Source organism: Polynucleobacter sp., from assembly GCF_018500155.2.
GTDB lineage: Bacteria > Pseudomonadota > Gammaproteobacteria > Burkholderiales > Burkholderiaceae > Polynucleobacter.
This window is the reverse complement of record NZ_JAHBAK020000049.1, coordinates 36675-53478: the sequence shown is the minus strand read 5'-3', so window position 1 is coordinate 53478 and position 16804 is coordinate 36675. Positions and strand designations below refer to the sequence as shown.

The following is a 16804-nucleotide window of genomic DNA, read 5'->3' as shown; positions in this document are numbered from 1 at the left end:
TCTCTCTTTGGCGGCATTTATTGCCCTACCCTACACGCTCACTAGCCATGCTCAAACCAAGCCTACAATTATCGATGCAGCTGCCATAGATAACAGCTACCTTCTATATGAAGGCGAGGTAGTCAAAATTGACAAAAAAACTCGCACCATTACCTTCAAAAATAAAGAAGGTGAATCCAAATTTGTTGCTGGACCTGAGATTAAGAATTTTGACCAAATTAAAAAAGGTGATCGTTTAAGTGTTTCTTATGAGCTTGCAGTTGCTATTGAGCTCATTAAAACGAAGAGCGATGGTGTTCGTAGCAAAGTGGAAACAAATACTGTTACCTCATCTAAAGCAAATGAAAAACCATCAGAGACGATTGCTAATAAAACCACTATTACTGCAGATATTGTGGAGGTGAATCGTGACAAGAAGTTGGTATCGGTTAAAGGTCCTAGTGGAAAAATAACTACGGTCACCGTGAAAAATCCTGCATTATTGGCGGACGTCAAAGTAGGCGAGCAAGTAAAAGTAATTTACTACGACGCTATGGCTGCATCCATTACAGCGCCAAAGAAGTAATTTCATAATCATCACCAAATAAAAAGCCTCCCAAAAGGAGGCTTTTTATTTATGAATTTGGCGGAACGGACGGGACTCGAACCCGCGACCCTCTGCGTGACAGGCAGATATTCTAACCAACTGAACTACCGCTCCAAATTACAACTAACTGTTGCCAAAAATACTGGCGTCCCCAGGGGGATTCGAACCCCCGTACTCACCGTGAAAGGGTGATGTCCTAGGCCTCTAGACGATGGGGACCTAGCTACAACAACTACCGTTTTGAAAGCTTGGTGGAGATAAGCGGGATCGAACCGCTGACCTCTTGCATGCCATGCAAGCGCTCTCCCAGCTGAGCTATACCCCCGAAATCTCGCAATAAAACCACAAGACAATCAAAACAATCCAAGATTTTAGCCTATTTTTGTGCAACTGCGCAAATTGGCTATTGGACCACCTTGGAGAGCCGATTTAATGCCTCCTCCTTGCCCAAAACGACCAGTACAGAATCTATGGCTGGAGTCTGTGTAGTGGCAAATAATGCATATCGTACGGGCATCGCTAAGGCAGGCATTTTCAGTTGATGCTGAGCCAATACTTGCTTAAATGCAGCGCTATAAGCTTCCTTTGTCTCTGGTGAGCTCTTAATGGCTTCAATTAAATCTTTCAGCGCGGGAACTATTGCACTCGGTATATTTGCGGCAATCTGCTCTGGCGTGAATGTTGGTGCAGGCATATAAAAAAGCTTTGCCGCCTCTGCAATCTCAACTAATGTGTTGGCGCGGTCTTTGATCAAACTCACAACCTGTACAAAATCTGGGCCGATTTCAGTATTTATTCCTAATTGATTCGCAAAAGGCTTCGCCAAATTTGCTAATTTAGCTGGATCGGTATTTTGTATGTATTGATGATTTAACCAAAGCAATTTTTCAGGATTATGTTGCGCTGGTGAACGACCCAAACTTTCTAGATCAAACCAATGAACAAATTGCTCCTTGGTAAAAATCTCTGCATCACCATGAGACCAACCTAGACGAGCTAAGTAATTCAAGATCGCCTCAGGCAGGTAACCCGCCTTTTGATAATCTCGTACGCTCATCGCCCCATTGCGCTTACTCATCTTTTCGCCAGAATCATTGAGCACGGTGGGTAAATGGGCGTAAATAGGCGGTATGCCGCCTAATGCTTTCATGATATTAATTTGGCGAGGGGTATTGTTGACATGATCATCACCGCGAATGACGTGGGTAATATTCATATCTAGGTCATCCACTACAACGCAAAAGTTATACGTTGGAGTGCCATCAGGGCGTGCAATGATTAAATCATCTAACTCATCATTGGAGATTTCAATCTGACCTTTAACAGCGTCATTCCATACAACGGAACCGCCAATTGGATTCTTAAAGCGGATAACAGGTTGAACTCCACTTGGAGCTGGCGGCAAAACCTTACCCGGTTCAGGTCTCCAAAAACCGTTATAACGTGGCTTTTCCTTATTTGCCATTTGCTGATCTCGCAAGCGATTTAATTCTTCTTCGCTCATGTAGCAAGGGTAAGCTAGACCACTATCAAGCATCTGCTTTATAACCTCACGATAGCGATCGATGCGCTGCATTTGGTAGATTGGACCCTCATCTATATCCATTCCCAACCAGGCCATGCCTTCAATAATGACATCTACCGCTTCTTGTGAAGAGCGCTCTAAATCCGTATCTTCAATTCTTAATATAAAGTCACCCTTGTTATGACGTGCAAAAGCCCACGGATACAGGGCGCTTCGTAAATTTCCCAAATGTATAAAGCCCGTGGGACTTGGGGCAAATCGAGTACGTATAGACATAGCCAACATTATCTCAGTTCAGCAAAAAGGGTGGAATTTTTAAAAAAGTGGATACTTTAGGCTATGAATGAACTGCTCGTATTTATCTGTGATGGAGCGCCTGTACGCGGTGAAATCGTCTCCATTGGCTCTGCTTGGCAAGCTATTTTAGAGAGACGCAATGACCCCCCTGCTGTGCGTCGAATATTAGGCGACTTTGTCGGTGCCGCTACGCTTTTGAGTGCCAGCCTAAAATTTGATGGCACCCTTATTATTCAAGCCCAAAGCAAAGGGCCAATACAGTTGCTAGTGGTCGAATGCAAGTCAGATCTCTCTATGAGAGCAACCATCAAGCTTTCTACCGAACCATCGGCAATTTCAGATGATGCAACTTTGGGTGAACTTTTGGATGCTGGCAATACGGGTAGATTGGTGATTACGCTTGATGCAGCTGATCGAGAACCGGGCCAACCTCCTCATCAAGGCATCGTTGCTTTGCAGGATGAGGTGAATGGCATTACACGTCCTGTTGCAAATGCTGCTGAGGCAATAGCCCTGTATATGCAGCGCTCAGAACAATTAGATACACGTATTTGGCTCGCATCTAATGACCACAGTGTTGGAGGCTTATTGCTACAAAAATTACCCAACTCGGGAGGACACGCTCATTTAGAGCCTCAAGTGGCTGCTGAGGGTTGGAATCGGGTTCAAACCTTGGGGCAGACCATTACGAACGAAGAGCTTCTAACACTTCAACCAGAAACAATTCTCAGACGACTTTTTCTTGAAGAGTCGACTGAATATGGCGTGCGAAGCTTTCCATCTAGGCAAATACGTTTTGCCTGTACCTGCTCGCGCAATAAAGTTGCCGATGTATTACGAATGCTGGGCGAATCAGAGGTGCAAAGCATCCTTGAAGAACGAGGCACCGTGGAAACAATTTGTGATTTTTGCTTAAAGCCCTACCGTTTTGATCCAGTAGATTGTCTACAGGTATTTAAAACAGACTCGTTAAGCGATGCCACAAGACCTCCGTCCGGAAGTCATTGAGCATTCATTCTTAATCTTTAGTGACTTGTGCTGGGGCAGATTTATCATTGGGCAAAATCTGCACAAAAAATTCACCCTCTTTGATGAGGCCATGCTCAACACGTGCCCGCTCTTCAATTGCACGCGTCCCCTCTTTTAAATCTTTGACATCTCCTGCAAGTTTTGCATTACGAAGAGCCAAGAGGCTATTTTTAGCCTCTTGGAGTTCTACTTGCTTTTCCATTTCATAGACCTTGAGCCATCCACCCTTCCCTAGCCATAGGGGGTACTGTATTGCAATCAGCAACAGCAGCATGGAGTAGATAACTATGCGCATAAATAGCGTGTACTTATCGCTTCAGGTTGTAGAAAACAGATTTACCTGGATACGTTGCTACATCGCCCAAATCCTCTTCAATACGTAACAATTGATTGTATTTAGCAATGCGGTCAGAGCGAGATAATGAACCCGTTTTGATTTGTCCAGCGTTTGTACCCACGGCGATATCAGCAATTGTGCTATCTTCGGTTTCACCTGAGCGATGTGAAATAACAGCCGTGTAATTAGCCCTTTTTGCCATTTCAATCGCAGCAAAGGTTTCAGTTAAGGTTCCAATCTGATTGATCTTTATCAGAATGGAATTTGCAATACCCTTTTCAATTCCTTCTTTCAGAATGCGGGTGTTGGTGACAAATAAATCATCGCCAACAAGCTGGATCTTTTTACCTAACTTGCGAGTAATATCAGCCCAGCCATCCCAATCACTTTCATGCATGCCATCTTCAATCGAAACAATGGGAAATTGATCGGCTAAATTACCAAGATAATCAGAGAACTCGCTAGAGCTTAATTGAAGCCCTTCGCCAGACAAATGGTATTTGCCATCCTTATAGAATTCGCTGGCAGCACAATCTAATGCCAACAATACGTCTTCTCCAGCCTGGTAACCAGCGCCTTCAATAGCCTTCATAATCGTTTGCAAGCATTCATGATTGCTCTTGAAATTTGGAGCAAAGCCACCCTCATCACCAACAGTAGTTGGCATGCCTTGTGCGCCAATAATTTTCTTGAGTTCATGGAATATCTCTGCTCCACAACGCAATGCATCGCGAAAGCTCTCTGCCCCTACAGGCATCACCATAAATTCCTGAATATCAAGGCTATTATTTGCGTGCGCTCCACCATTAACAATATTCATCATTGGAACAGGTAGCTGCATTCCCCCTGAGCCACCGAAATATCGATACAACGGTAACCCAGCCTCTTCGGCCGCCGCTCTAGCTACCGCCATGGATACTGCCAGGGTTGCATTAGCGCCCAATCGAGCTTTGTTATGGGTACCATCCAAGTCTATAAGGGTGCGATCTAAAAAAGCCTGTTCGCTAGCATCAAGACCTAAAATTGTTTCAGCGATTTCGACATTGATATTTTGCACTGCCTTTAAAACACCTTTGCCCAAATAGCGTGATTTATCTCCGTCACGCAATTCAATTGCCTCACGGGAGCCCGTAGAGGCGCCAGAGGGAACGGCTGCTCGCCCCATCACGCCAGACTCGAGCAAAACATCACACTCTACAGTTGGGTTACCACGTGAATCTAAGACTTCTCTACCAATAATGTCAACAATGGCGCTCATGCACCTTCTCCTTAAAACAATATGAAATTGGGTTTATGAATGATGTTTACTTAAAGCTATCTTCTAAAAATACGTTTTTTGTTTTAACAACAGAATCTATAGCAATTAAAGACTCCAACAATTCCTTCATTCGATGCAATGGGACAGCATTTGGTCCATCAGATAACGCTTTAGCAGGGTCTGGATGGGTTTCCATAAACAGCCCACTAATACCTACAGCCACAGCGGCTCGAGCTAGAACGGGAACGAACTCTCTTTGCCCACCGCTAGAGCTTCCTTTACCGCCAGGCAACTGAACTGAATGGGTAGCATCAAAAACTACTGGAGCATTTGACTCGCGCAATATTGACAAGCTACGCATATCTGAAACTAGATTGTTATATCCAAAGGATGCGCCTCTCTCACACACCATGAACTGGTCCGGAAGATTTATTTCTGCAGCAGCATCTCTCGCTTTTTGAATCACATTGAGCATTTCATGTGGCGAGAGAAATTGCCCTTTTTTGAAGTTCACAGGTTTGCCACTTTGAGCACATGCCCTAATGAAATCTGTTTGCCTGCATAAAAAAGCGGGCGTTTGCAGGACATCAACTACTTGAGATACCTCAGTGATTTCGCTAATGTCATGCACATCGGTGAGTACCGGCACATCAATCTCTTTTTTTACCTTGGCCAAGATTGCTAGACCCTTCTCAATTCCCAAACCACGGAAAGAGGATCCAGATGAGCGATTAGCCTTATCAAAGGATGATTTATAAATGAATGGAATTTGTAATGCAGAAGTCATTTCTTTTAATCTGCCAGCTACATCAATAGCAGACTGTTCAGATTCAATGACACAGGGGCCAGCAATTAAAAAGAAGCGCTGATCAAGGCCGACATCAAAACCACAAAGCTTAAATGTGCTCATGATCTACTTTCAAGCAAGTTGCTTTAATACAGCATCTTGATGTACAAGGGCTGCATTAATAAACGCAGAAAATAATGGATGCCCATCGCGTGGAGTGGAAGTGAATTCAGGGTGAAATTGCACACCAAAGAACCAAGGGTGCATTGATTCTGGAAGCTCCATCATCTCAGGCAAAGATTCGTTTGGCGTTCTAGCAGAAATAACCATGCCAGATTGCTCTAGTTTAGGAACATAGAGATTGTTCACTTCATAACGATGGCGATGACGCTCATTCACCTCATTGCCATAAATTCGATTGGCCAGGGTGCCCAACTTTACGGGGCATCGCTGAGAACCCAAGCGCATCGTTCCACCAAGATCGGATTCATTAGTGCGCTTTTCTACTCGCCCTTCTCTGTCCAACCATTCTGTAATTAAAGCTACAACAGGACTCTCAGTCTGTGGCTCAAATTCAGTGCTATTAGCATTAGATATATTGGCTACATGACGCGCAAACTCAATTACGGCTAACTGCATTCCTAAGCAGATGCCTAAATACGGAACCTGATTCTCTCTTGCATAGCGGATTGCTGCAATTTTGCCTTCTGTTCCACGCTTACCAAAGCCACCAGGCACAAGGATGGCATCTAGTTTGCTAAGGCATTCCACACCATCCCTTTCAATGACTTCAGAATCAATGTAATTGATATTTACTTTGGTGTGAGTATGAATGCCCGCATGACGCAAGGCTTCAATTAAGGATTTATATGACTCCGTTAATTCAACATACTTACCAACCATGCCAATGGTCACTTCATGTTTTGGATTTGCTAACTCATATACTAACTTAGCCCAAACAGAGAGATCAGCAGGTTTAGCATCAATTTGTAATTCGCGACAAATTAAGTCATCCATTCCCTGTGATTGCAGCATTTCTGGAATCTTATAGATCGTATCTACATCCCAAACTGAAATCACCGCTTCTTCACGTACATTTGAAAAGAGGGATATTTTGGCGCGTTCATCATCAGGAATTGGTCTATCAGCACGACACAACAAAACTGTTGGCATGATCCCGATTTCTCTCAATTTCTGTACAGAATGCTGTGTGGGCTTAGTTTTCAGCTCGCCAGCACTGCTGATATAGGGCACTAACGTCAAGTGGACAAAGGCGCAGCTATGTTTGGGCAGGCGAATGCTCATTTGGCGGGCTGCCTCAAGAAATGGCAGTGATTCAATATCGCCCACCGTGCCACCAATTTCACATATTGCTATATCCGCCTTACCGTCATGACTCGCTTTGGCGCCGCGTTCAATAAACGCTTGAATTTCATTTGTAATATGAGGAATCACCTGAACGGTTTTTCCTAAATATTCCCCGCGACGCTCCTTGCTGATAACAGACTCGTAAATCTGACCTGTCGTGAAATTATTGCTTTTTCGCATCTTGGCCGATACGAAACGCTCATAGTGCCCCAAATCTAAATCGGTCTCTGCCCCATCTTCGGTGACGAAAACTTCCCCATGTTGCAAGGGGCTCATCGTGCCGGGGTCTACATTGATATATGGGTCTAATTTTAGGAGGGTGACTTTCAGGCCGCGGGATTCGAGAATCGCGGCAAGCGAGGCAGCTGCAATTCCTTTCCCTAAAGAAGAAACCACACCACCAGTGACAAAAACGTATTTGGTCATCGCTTAAGCTCTGTTGGAAAAAGTAATTATAACGATTGGCGACTGAACTAATAAAAATTATTAAAAATGAAATTTCCGCAGCGAATTGCGTTTGAAGTAGGATTTCCTGGGCAAACCATCAACCGACAGATCAAGTTTGACCCCACTAAATTCAGTGGGGTTTTGGGACCAAACCAGCTATATTTTGAGATTTTCTTGCCAATAGCCCTTTTCGTGGGAATGCTAAGGGTTTAAACTCTTATATAAGACTTAAATTAGTAACTATAATGACCAAATAGGGAGAAAATCCTTAATTGGACCTTCTATTGCTCACATTTACCTCATAGGAACCACCATGTTAGATGCCTATAACGCCCAAGTTGCTGAACGTGCTGCCCTTGGCATTCCAGCCCTCCCCCTTACTAAAGATCAGACTGCTGAATTAGTAAAGTTGCTTAAAAATCCTCCGGCAGGCAAGGAAGCCGAGTTAGTAGAACTAATTACCAATCGAGTGCCAGCAGGCGTGGATGAAGCAGCTAAAGTCAAAGCTGAGTTTTTAGACGCTATTGCTAAAGGTGCTGAAAAATCACCTCTGATTTCTCGTGTAAAAGCAACTGAATTACTCGGCACCATGCTGGGTGGTTACAACATCAAACCTTTGGTTGAATTGCTTGCAGATGCAGAGTGTGGCGCAGCGGCTGCAGAGGCATTGAAAAAAACCTTGTTGATGTTTGATTATTTCCATGATGTGCAAGAGCTTGCTGAAAAAGGCAATGCCAATGCTAAAGCAGTCATGCAAAGCTGGGCCGATGCCGAGTGGTTTACTAGCCGCCCTGCCGTTCCAGAGAGCATGAAGCTAACCGTATTTAAAGTAACTGGCGAAACGAATACCGATGATTTATCGCCAGCACCAGATGCTTGGAGCCGTCCTGATATTCCATTGCATGCAACAGTGATGTTAAAAAACCCACGCCCTGGTATTGAGCCAGATGAAGCGGGTGTGCGCGGCCCAATGAAACAAATCGATGCATTACAAAAGAAAGGCAATCAAATTGCCTACGTTGGTGATGTGGTAGGCACTGGTTCATCACGCAAGTCGGCAACAAACTCAGTATTGTGGTGGACTGGTGAAGACATTCCTTTTGTACCTAACAAGCGCTATGGTGGTGTTTGCTTGGGCTCAAAAATTGCGCCGATCTTCTTTAACACCATGGAAGATGCAGGCGCACTCCCAATCGAGCTCGATGTTTCCCAAATGAACATGGGCGATGAAATTGAATTACGTCCATATGAAGGCAAAGCTTTTAAAAATGGCAAAGAAATTGCTACTTTCTCATTGAAATCTCCCGTCATTTTTGATGAAGTGCGTGCCGGCGGCCGTATTCCATTGATTGTTGGTCGCGGCTTAACAGCAAAAGCACGTGCAGCACTAGGCTTGCCAGCTTCTACAGAATTCCGTGTGCCAGTAAGCCCTCCTGATAACAAAAAAGGATTTAGCTTGGCGCAAAAGATGGTTGGTCGCGCCTGCGGCTTACCAGAAGGTCAAGGCGTACGTCCTGGTACCTACTGCGAGCCTCATATGACTACTGTTGGATCTCAAGATACTACCGGTCCTATGACACGCGACGAATTGAAAGACTTGGCTTGCTTGGGCTTCTCTGCTGATTTGGTCATGCAGTCTTTCTGCCATACCTCTGCATATCCAAAACCAGTGGATATTCGCACCCACCATGAGCTGCCAGCATTTATGACTAATCGTGGTGGCGTTGCATTGCGTCCAGGCGACGGCGTGATTCATAGTTGGTTAAATCGTTTATTACTACCTGACACATGCGGCACAGGTGGCGATAGCCACACCCGTTTCCCTATCGGCATCTCATTCCCAGCTGGCTCAGGACTCGTCGCTTTCGCTGCGGCTACTGGTGTTATGCCATTAGACATGCCTGAATCTGTATTGGTTCGCTTTAAAGGCAAGATGCAGCCTGGCATTACCTTGCGTGACCTGGTAAACGCCATTCCTTTGTATGCCATCAAAAAGGGTCTCTTAACTGTTGAAAAACAAGGTAAGAAGAACATTTTCTCTGGCCGTATTCTTGAAATCGAAGGTCTGCCTGATTTGAAGGTTGAGCAAGCATTTGAACTATCTGATGCTTCTGCTGAGCGCTCTGCTGGTGGTTGCGCTGTTCAGCTCAACAAAGAGCCAATTATTGAATACATGCAATCTAACATCACATTAATGAAGTGGATGATTGCAAATGGGTATGAAGACAAACGCACCTTAGGTCGTCGCATTAAAGCAATGGAAGCTTGGATTGCAAATCCTCAATTGCTCAAAGCAGATGAAAATGCTGACTATGCTGAGATCATCGAGATTGACATGAATGAGATCAAAGAGCCGATCTTGGCATGCCCTAATGATCCAGATGATGTGAAATTCCTCTCCGAAGTGGCTGGCGAAAAAATCGATGAAGTATTTATTGGTTCTTGCATGACCAATATTGGCCACTTCCGCGCAGCAGGTAAGGTGCTTGAAGGCAAGTCGGATATTCCAACCCGTTTGTGGATTGCACCTCCAACCAAGATGGACCAAATGGTTCTGACCGAAGAAGGCTACTATGGCATTTTGGGTCGTACTGGTGCTCGTATGGAAACACCTGGCTGCTCACTCTGTATGGGTAACCAAGCACAGATTCGCAAAGGATCTACCGCGGTTTCTACATCAACTCGTAACTTCCCTAACCGTTTAGGTATCGATACTCGCGTGTATTTAGCCTCTGCGGAATTGGCATCAGTTGCAGCACTCTTGGGTCGCTTACCATCACCGAAGGAGTATCTCGAGCAAGTAGAGTCGCTTAATGCGAAGTCTGCAGAGGTCTATCGTTACATGAACTTTGACAAGATCAAGTCATTTAGCGAAGTGGCTGATACTGTTACTGTGTAATCTACTGGCCCTCTAATGGGTCAATTGTAAAAAGGCGATCTTTTGATCGCCTTTTTTATTGGTGCTGCCCGCTAAGGAATCTCAGACTGGCTTAGATATTTAATAGACCCTCTTGTCTTGCATTTGCACGACGTAAACCGGCAGCCCAATTACTAGTGGGTAGACCCGTTTTAGCAGAAATGACTTTCGCACGTTTCACTACATCACTCCATTGGACTTCTAGCTTTGGTCCTTTAAATGCAATGGCAACTACATTGCAATCGTGTGATTCTGGAAAAAGCAAGACACGATTATCAAATGCTTCACAAATATTGTTGAGATTTATATCGAAACTTTTATGTCGTGAAAAGAGATTCACGGTCATTACCCCAGGCTCTTTTAAGATTTCAAAGCACCCTCTATAGAATTCCAGTGAGCTTGCCGCTGGCCCGTCACAGATTGCATCATAGAGGTCAACCTGTACAGCATCAAAATGATGTTTGTATTTTTTAGAGCTGACAAACACTTTGGCATCTTCTTGTAGCGTCTCTAACCTTCGATCATCATCTGGAGTGAGGAACATGGATCGTGCAGCAACAATCACGGCAGGGTTGAGTTCAACCACCGTAGTTTTGATGGCTGGACAATAGCGATGTTGAAATTTTGCCAAGGCGCCAGTACCTAAACCTAATTGGGCCACACGCATCCCAGGCCTAGTTTCTAAAAATAGTAACCAAGCCATCATCTGCTGGTTATATTCAAGATAGATTTCATCGGGGTCGCGAATACGCATCGCCCCTTGTATTAAATCCGTACCAAAATGGAGGTAGCGGATACCTCCCATTTCAGAGAAGGTGACTGGTTCCATCTGCATGAGCATCAAAGGAAGGACTATTTAGCCCAGCGTCTAGCATTGCGGAAAAGTCGCATCCAAGGGCTCGCACCATCAGGTGTATTCAACCACTCTGAAGGACGCCAACTCATTTGAACGGATCGGAATACACGTTCTGGATGAGGCATCATGACGGTAAAACGACCATCTGGAGTAGTTACACCTGTTAAACCTCCTGGAGAGCCATTGGGATTCATTGGGTAAACCTCTGTAGGTTTACCATAATGATCAACAAACCTAAGCGCAGCCAAGCCCTGCTTATTCAGTTGCTCTAGATTGCCTTGCTGACTAAAGTTTGCAAATCCTTCACCATGCGCAATAGCAATAGGCAGTTGACTACCCTCCATTCCCTGGGTAAAAATTGAAGGTGAAGCTAGCACTTCAGCCATCACTAGCCGAGCTTCATACTGCTCCGATTGATTGCGAGTAAATTTAGGCCAGGCCTGTGCGCCAGGAATAATGCTTGCGAGATTGCTCATCATTTGGCAACCATTGCATACACCCAAGGCAAAACTATCTTGGCGCTGGAAAAAGCTAGAAAACTGATCACGCAGTTGTTCGTTAAACAAAATCGTTTTTGCCCAACCCTCACCCGCACCAAGAACATCGCCATAACTAAATCCACCACAAGCGATCAACCCCCGGAAGTCATCGAGCTTTGATTTACCGCTTAGTAAATCAGACATATGAACGTCGTAGCTATCAAACCCAGCCCAGTTAACAGCATATGCCATCTCAACATGCGAATTTACGCCCTGCTCACGCAATATAGCAACTTTAGGACGCACACCTTTTGAGATAAATGGCGCAGCCACATCATCTCCAGCATCAAAGGTCAGTTTTGGGGAGATGCCAGGGTCTGCAATGTCATCCAATAGTGCATATTCAGAATCAGCACAGGCTGGGTTATCTCTTAAGCGTGCAATTTGATAGCTTGTATTTGTCCACATCTTCTGTAGAACTTCACGGGGCTCTGCAAAGATATTTTTAGCATCGCGCCAAATTTCTATACGGCCATTGGTGTTTGGCTTGCCGATCACATGACTATAGGCACTTAAACCCAGTTTACGTAGAACGCTAAATACCGCATCGCGATCATTTCTGCGTACCTGAATAACAGCTCCAAGTTCCTCATTAAATAGCGCACACATAGTTTGCTCATGACGGCGACCAGATACCTGTTGTGCCCAATTTTTTGCATCACCATAATCAGGTTCTTGGTCTTTATCGACGGCAATCATATCGACATTGATGGAGATGCCTGTATGGCTAGCAAATGCCATCTCCGCAACACATGCGAATAGGCCACCATCAGAACGATCGTGATAGGCAAGCAGCATCTCTTGCTTACGCAATTCAATAATGGCTGAAGCGAGCGCTTTGAGATCTTCAGGGTGGTCTAGGTCAGGTGCTGATTTGCCAGATTGATTGAGAACTTGGGCAAAAATACTGCCAGCCATACGATTCTTGCCTCGTCCTAAATCAATCAAAATTAATTCAGTTTCTAGAATAGATCCATCAGAATTTTTGAGCTGCAGTAGTGGTGTAATTGTTTTTCGTACATCCTGCACCGGAGCAAAGGCAGAAATAATGAGAGAAACAGGGGCCACCACTTTCTTTGCCTCACCACCCTCTTTCCACTCTGTGGCCATTGACAAAGAATCTTTGCCTACGGGTATTGAAATTCCCAGTGCTGGACATAGCTCCATACCAACCGCTTTTACTGAGTCATATAGCTTCGCATCTTCTCCAGGAGAACCACAAGCGGCCATCCAATTTGCAGATAACTTTACGTCTTCTAGACGAAAAATATCAGCGGCCAATAAGTTGGTGATTGCCTCACCAACTGCCATGCGAGCCGCAGCAGGCGCATCTATGACTGCTACAGGCGTGCGCTCTCCCATGGTCATTGCTTCACCGCGATAGCCCTTGTAATCCATCAAGGTAACCGCGCAGTCAGCAACAGGAACCTGCCAAGGACCAACAAATTGGTCGCGGGCATTTAAGCCACCAACAGTTCTATCACCAATAGTGATTAAAAATGATTTGCTAGCTACCGTAGGTTGTTGCAAAACCCAAGCAATCGATTGAGCTAAATCGGCATCAGTAACATTTAACTCAGTAAATTGTTGTTCAACTCGCTGCACATTGCGGTGCATGCGCGGAGGCTTACCAAGTAGGACCTCCATTGGCATATCAATAGGTAAAGCCGCATCGTTATCGTCACCTTGTTTGGAGTCAAGGAGTTGTAGCTGACGCTCGGTAGTTGCTTCACCCACAACTGCAAACGGACAGCGTTCGCGTTCGCAAAATGATTTAAATACATCAAGATCCTTGGCATCAATGGCCAAGACATATCGCTCTTGGGATTCGTTACACCAAATTTCCGCAGGGCTCATACCACTCTCTTCAAGTGGGACACTACGCAACTTGAACTTTGCGCCTAGACCAGCACCATCAGCTAATTCTGGAAAGGCGTTTGATAGGCCGCCCGCTCCAACATCATGAATTGAAACGATTGGGTTTTTATCGCCAAGCGCTCGACAGGCATTGATCACTTCCTGTGCGCGACGCTCCATTTCAGGGTTGCCACGTTGTACCGAATCAAAATCTAGATCTGCGGTATTAGTGCCTGTGGCTACTGAACTTCCAGTGGCGCCACCCATGCCAATACGCATACCAGGGCCACCAAGCTGAATCAATAAATGACCTGATTGAATAGGCTTTTTTTGTGTATGAATCGAATCAATGCTACCAATGCCACCCGCAATCATGATGGGTTTGTGATATCCACGGCGTGTGCCATCCAGGGTTTGCTCAAAAACCCTGAAATAACCACCTAAAATTGGGCGGCCAAACTCATTATTAAATGCAGCGCCACCCAATGGTCCATCAATCATGATTTGTAATGGTGTCGCGATTCTCTCGGGCTTGCCGTAATGCTCGCGCTCCCATGGAAGCTCATTACCTGGAATGTTGAGATTGGAAACTGAGAATCCAGTTAATCCCGCCTTTGGTCGCCCACCAACTCCAGTTGCACCTTCGTCACGGATTTCGCCACCCGCACCTGTTGATGCACCGGGAAATGGTGCTATTGCAGTGGGATGATTATGTGTTTCCACCTTCATTAAAGTGTGTACTAAACGGGAATCTTTTACATAGTGATGTGAGTCACCCTGTGGAGTCCATGTCTCTGCTTCGCAACCCGCCATCACTGCTGAGTTATCGGAATATGCGATGATCGTTCCAGATGGTTGCAATTGATGGGTGTTGCGGATCATGGCAAATAAAGAGCGCTCTTGATCTTCACCGTCTATCGTCCAGCTGGAATTAAATATTTTGTGACGGCAATGTTCGCTGTTCGCCTGCGCAAACATAATTAACTCAACATCACTAGGATTGCGACCTAGACGGGTAAAGTTATCGGTTAAATAGGTCACTTCATCATCCGATAACGCCAAACCAAGCTCTTGATTTGCTTTATTAAGCGCGTCTTTGCCGTGGGTTAACACGGGAATTCTGGTGAGCGGGCGATCATCTAATGTTTGATAAAGGGCGTTAGCTAATTCAATAGATTCAATAACACCTTCTGTCATGCGATCATGAATCGCAGCCAAGACTAATTGCAATTGATCTGCATTAAGTGGTTTTTTGCTTTTCCAAGCATATTGAACACCTCGCTCTATTCTGAGAATATTCAAACCACATTGTTTGGCAATCTCTGTAGCTTTGCTGGCCCATGGAGAAACAGTACCCAGTCTCGGAATGACAATAGCGCCCGCTACGTCCCCAGTACCTTTGCCAAACCAAGTCTTGCTCTGACCAAATTGAGAATGAAAAGGTTGGCCATAGGTCAATAAACTGGACAAAATCCGTTCATCGTCTGTACTCATTTTTGAATCAGACCATACGAAGTGCAAATATTGCGCTTCGATCGATTCCAGCGGCACCCCTTCACTTGCTAATGAGGCTAAAAGTCGTTGTTGACGAAATGGTGAGAGCGCATCAGCGCCAGGCAAATATTGATAAAAAGGCATCCCTAGATTATAAGGTTTTGCCTACGCCAGCCGTCCGCCCTGTAGGTGGAGCTGGCGCTGACACCGGCCTGCCAAGGCGGCATCATGGGTGACCAGTATTAAGGTCGATCCGACTGCCCTATTGAGCTCAAAAAGCAGCTCAATAACACGCTCGCCACTGCCCTCATCAAGACTACCTGTGGGCTCGTCTGCAAACAAAATATCCGGTTTAGTAATAAAGGCCCGAGCAAGGGCCACTCGCTGCTGCTCACCGCCAGATAGCGTTTTTGGGAAGTGATTTAGGCGCTCTTTTAGTCCGACACGCTCTAACCACTTCTCTGCCTCAATTTCGGCATTTTTGTGCCCTATCATTTGTGCAGGCAAGAGAACATTTTCTAGGGCTGTTAGATGCGTAAGGAGCTGGAAAGACTGAAATACAAAACTGACGTGTTTAGCCCGCAGCATTGCCCGACCATCCTCATTAAGGGAATGCAAATTCTGACCCATCAGGACGACATCCCCTGAGGAAGGTAAATCTAATCCTGCTAGTAGTCCAAGCAATGTGCTTTTACCAGAACCCGATGCTCCAGTAATTGCTACAGTTTCACCGCGACTGATATCAAAGCAAATGTCGTGCAAAATAGTCAAGGACCCATCACTAGAAATCACCCGCTTTTCTATATGATTAGCACTTAAAACTTTTGTGGAATCGCTCATAAATGAATCAAGGTTTTTGTTATTGCTGGTATAAAAAATTGATACGTAATAGCTTATTTTGCCTGTTAATTTCATTTGCCACAGCTTCAATAGCAAACCCCACCATTCTTGTTATGGGGGATAGTCTCTCGGCGGAGTATGGCCTTCCCAGGGGTTCTGGGTGGGTCAAGTTATTCGAGGCCCAATTGCATAAAGAATCTGCTGGCTGGACCGTTTTTAATGCCAGCATCAGCGGAGAAACCACCTCAGGTGGACTGACTCGCCTACCCTCTCTTTTGGATGCAAAACAACCTAAAATAGTATTTCTCGAATTGGGTGCAAATGATGCCCTAAGAGGGCTCACAATTGAACAAACTGAATCAAATTTAAAAAAGATGATTCGTTTAAGTAAGCAATCAGGGGCTAAGGTGATGCTTTTTGGAATGCAGATTCCACCCAATTATGGCTTGCAATACACCAAACAATTTAAAGATCTGTATAGAAAACTTGCTACTCAAGAGCAAGTTGAATTATTACCTTTTTTCTTAGCGGGCGTTGCCAACAATCCCCAATTATTTCAGGCGGACAATATTCATCCCAACGAAGCAGCGCAAATGATTTTGTTCAAAAACGTATGGGGCTCAATGGCCCCATATCAGAAGTTACTAAAACCAACCCCGTAGAATTT

12 protein-coding genes and 3 tRNA genes are annotated in these 16804 nt (G+C 45.0%); 4 read left to right on the top strand and 11 right to left on the bottom strand.

Annotation, left to right across the window (positions count from 1 at the left end; all coding sequences use genetic code 11):
- Positions 1-565, top strand: a 565-nt coding sequence (locus KIH43_RS06290) for a hypothetical protein (RefSeq protein ID WP_366069226.1), incomplete at its 5' end; no start/stop codon positions are given.
- Positions 566-623: 58 nt separating this feature from the next.
- Here the strand turns inward: KIH43_RS06290 and KIH43_RS06285 are convergent.
- From KIH43_RS06285 to gltX, 4 genes are all read right to left on the bottom strand, one after another.
- Positions 624-700, bottom strand: a tRNA-Asp gene (locus KIH43_RS06285).
- 29 nt (positions 701-729) lie between these two features.
- A tRNA-Glu gene (locus tag KIH43_RS06280) sits at positions 730-805 on the bottom strand.
- Positions 806-835: 30 nt separating this feature from the next.
- A tRNA-Ala gene (locus KIH43_RS06275) sits at positions 836-911 on the bottom strand.
- A gap of 78 nt (positions 912-989) precedes the next feature.
- Positions 990-2396: a glutamate--tRNA ligase gene (gltX, locus tag KIH43_RS06270; protein ID WP_297718885.1), complete on the bottom strand. Its 1407-nt coding sequence runs from the start codon at positions 2394-2396 to the stop codon at positions 990-992.
- 54 nt (positions 2397-2450) lie between these two features.
- Here gltX and KIH43_RS06265 point away from each other — a divergent pair, with 54 nt between their 5' ends.
- Entirely contained in the window at positions 2451-3416 is a 966-nt protein-coding gene (locus tag KIH43_RS06265; RefSeq protein WP_297718882.1) for an Hsp33 family molecular chaperone HslO, read from the top strand.
- A gap of 10 nt (positions 3417-3426) precedes the next feature.
- Here the strand turns inward: KIH43_RS06265 and ftsB are convergent, their stop codons facing one another.
- The 4 genes from ftsB to KIH43_RS06245 are packed head-to-tail and all read right to left on the bottom strand — an operon-like array spanning position 3427 to position 7613.
- The gene (gene ftsB / locus KIH43_RS06260; protein ID WP_296967580.1) at positions 3427-3732 is read right to left on the bottom strand and encodes a cell division protein FtsB; all 306 of its coding nucleotides are present in this window, start codon (positions 3730-3732) and stop codon (positions 3427-3429) included.
- Positions 3733-3745: 13 nt separating this feature from the next.
- On the bottom strand, positions 3746-5032 hold the full coding sequence (eno, locus tag KIH43_RS06255) for a phosphopyruvate hydratase (RefSeq protein WP_296967579.1): 1287 nt from the start codon (positions 5030-5032) through the stop codon (positions 3746-3748).
- Positions 5033-5078: 46 nt separating this feature from the next.
- Positions 5079-5942 carry a 3-deoxy-8-phosphooctulonate synthase gene (kdsA, locus tag KIH43_RS06250; protein ID WP_297718878.1) on the bottom strand — a complete coding sequence of 288 codons (864 nt, stop codon included), beginning with the start codon at positions 5940-5942 and terminating at the stop codon, positions 5079-5081.
- A 9-nt stretch (positions 5943-5951) separates the two neighbouring features.
- Positions 5952-7613: a CTP synthase gene (locus tag KIH43_RS06245; RefSeq protein ID WP_296967575.1), complete on the bottom strand. Its 1662-nt coding sequence runs from the start codon at positions 7611-7613 to the stop codon at positions 5952-5954.
- Between the two features lie 334 nt (positions 7614-7947).
- On the opposite strand from KIH43_RS06245, the gene KIH43_RS06240 reads away from it, so the two are divergent.
- A complete protein-coding gene (locus KIH43_RS06240; RefSeq protein WP_296967573.1) occupies positions 7948-10533 on the top strand; it encodes a bifunctional aconitate hydratase 2/2-methylisocitrate dehydratase in 2586 nt (861 codons plus the stop codon).
- A gap of 91 nt (positions 10534-10624) precedes the next feature.
- On the opposite strand, the gene KIH43_RS06235 is transcribed toward KIH43_RS06240, so the two are convergent.
- From KIH43_RS06235 to KIH43_RS06225, 3 genes are read right to left on the bottom strand one after another with little or no spacing between them, the layout of a single operon-like run.
- Positions 10625-11380, bottom strand: a complete 756-nt coding sequence (locus tag KIH43_RS06235; protein WP_297718875.1) for a spermidine synthase — start codon at positions 11378-11380, stop codon at positions 10625-10627.
- Positions 11381-11403: 23 nt separating this feature from the next.
- On the bottom strand, positions 11404-15441 hold the full coding sequence (gene purL, locus KIH43_RS06230) for a phosphoribosylformylglycinamidine synthase (protein WP_297718872.1): 4038 nt from the start codon (positions 15439-15441) through the stop codon (positions 11404-11406).
- 21 nt (positions 15442-15462) lie between these two features.
- On the bottom strand, positions 15463-16137 hold the full coding sequence (locus tag KIH43_RS06225; RefSeq protein WP_297718869.1) for an ATP-binding cassette domain-containing protein: 675 nt from the start codon (positions 16135-16137) through the stop codon (positions 15463-15465).
- Between the two features lie 113 nt (positions 16138-16250).
- Here KIH43_RS06225 and KIH43_RS06220 point away from each other — a divergent pair, with 113 nt between their 5' ends.
- Positions 16251-16799, top strand: coding sequence for an arylesterase (locus KIH43_RS06220; protein ID WP_366069225.1), 549 nt, complete (start codon positions 16251-16253; stop codon positions 16797-16799).
- The last annotated feature ends 5 nt before the right edge of the window (positions 16800-16804 follow it).

Coding starts and splice junctions, on each gene's coding strand:
- KIH43_RS06235 (WP_297718875.1), bottom strand. CDS start 11,380: ATGGAACCAGTCACCTTCTCTGAAATGGGAGGTATCCGCTACCTCCAT.
- KIH43_RS06220 (WP_366069225.1), top strand. CDS start 16,251: ATGGGGGATAGTCTCTCGGCGGAGTATGGCCTTCCCAGGGGTTCTGGG.
- KIH43_RS06245 (WP_296967575.1), bottom strand. CDS start 7,613: ATGACCAAATACGTTTTTGTCACTGGTGGTGTGGTTTCTTCTTTAGGG.
- KIH43_RS06240 (WP_296967573.1), top strand. CDS start 7,948: ATGTTAGATGCCTATAACGCCCAAGTTGCTGAACGTGCTGCCCTTGGC.
- KIH43_RS06265 (WP_297718882.1), top strand. CDS start 2,451: ATGAATGAACTGCTCGTATTTATCTGTGATGGAGCGCCTGTACGCGGT.
- KIH43_RS06225 (WP_297718869.1), bottom strand. CDS start 16,137: ATGAGCGATTCCACAAAAGTTTTAAGTGCTAATCATATAGAAAAGCGG.
- kdsA (WP_297718878.1), bottom strand. CDS start 5,942: ATGAGCACATTTAAGCTTTGTGGTTTTGATGTCGGCCTTGATCAGCGC.
- purL (WP_297718872.1), bottom strand. CDS start 15,441: ATGCCTTTTTATCAATATTTGCCTGGCGCTGATGCGCTCTCACCATTT.
- ftsB (WP_296967580.1), bottom strand. CDS start 3,732: ATGCGCATAGTTATCTACTCCATGCTGCTGTTGCTGATTGCAATACAG.
- gltX (WP_297718885.1), bottom strand. CDS start 2,396: ATGTTGGCTATGTCTATACGTACTCGATTTGCCCCAAGTCCCACGGGC.
- eno (WP_296967579.1), bottom strand. CDS start 5,032: ATGAGCGCCATTGTTGACATTATTGGTAGAGAAGTCTTAGATTCACGT.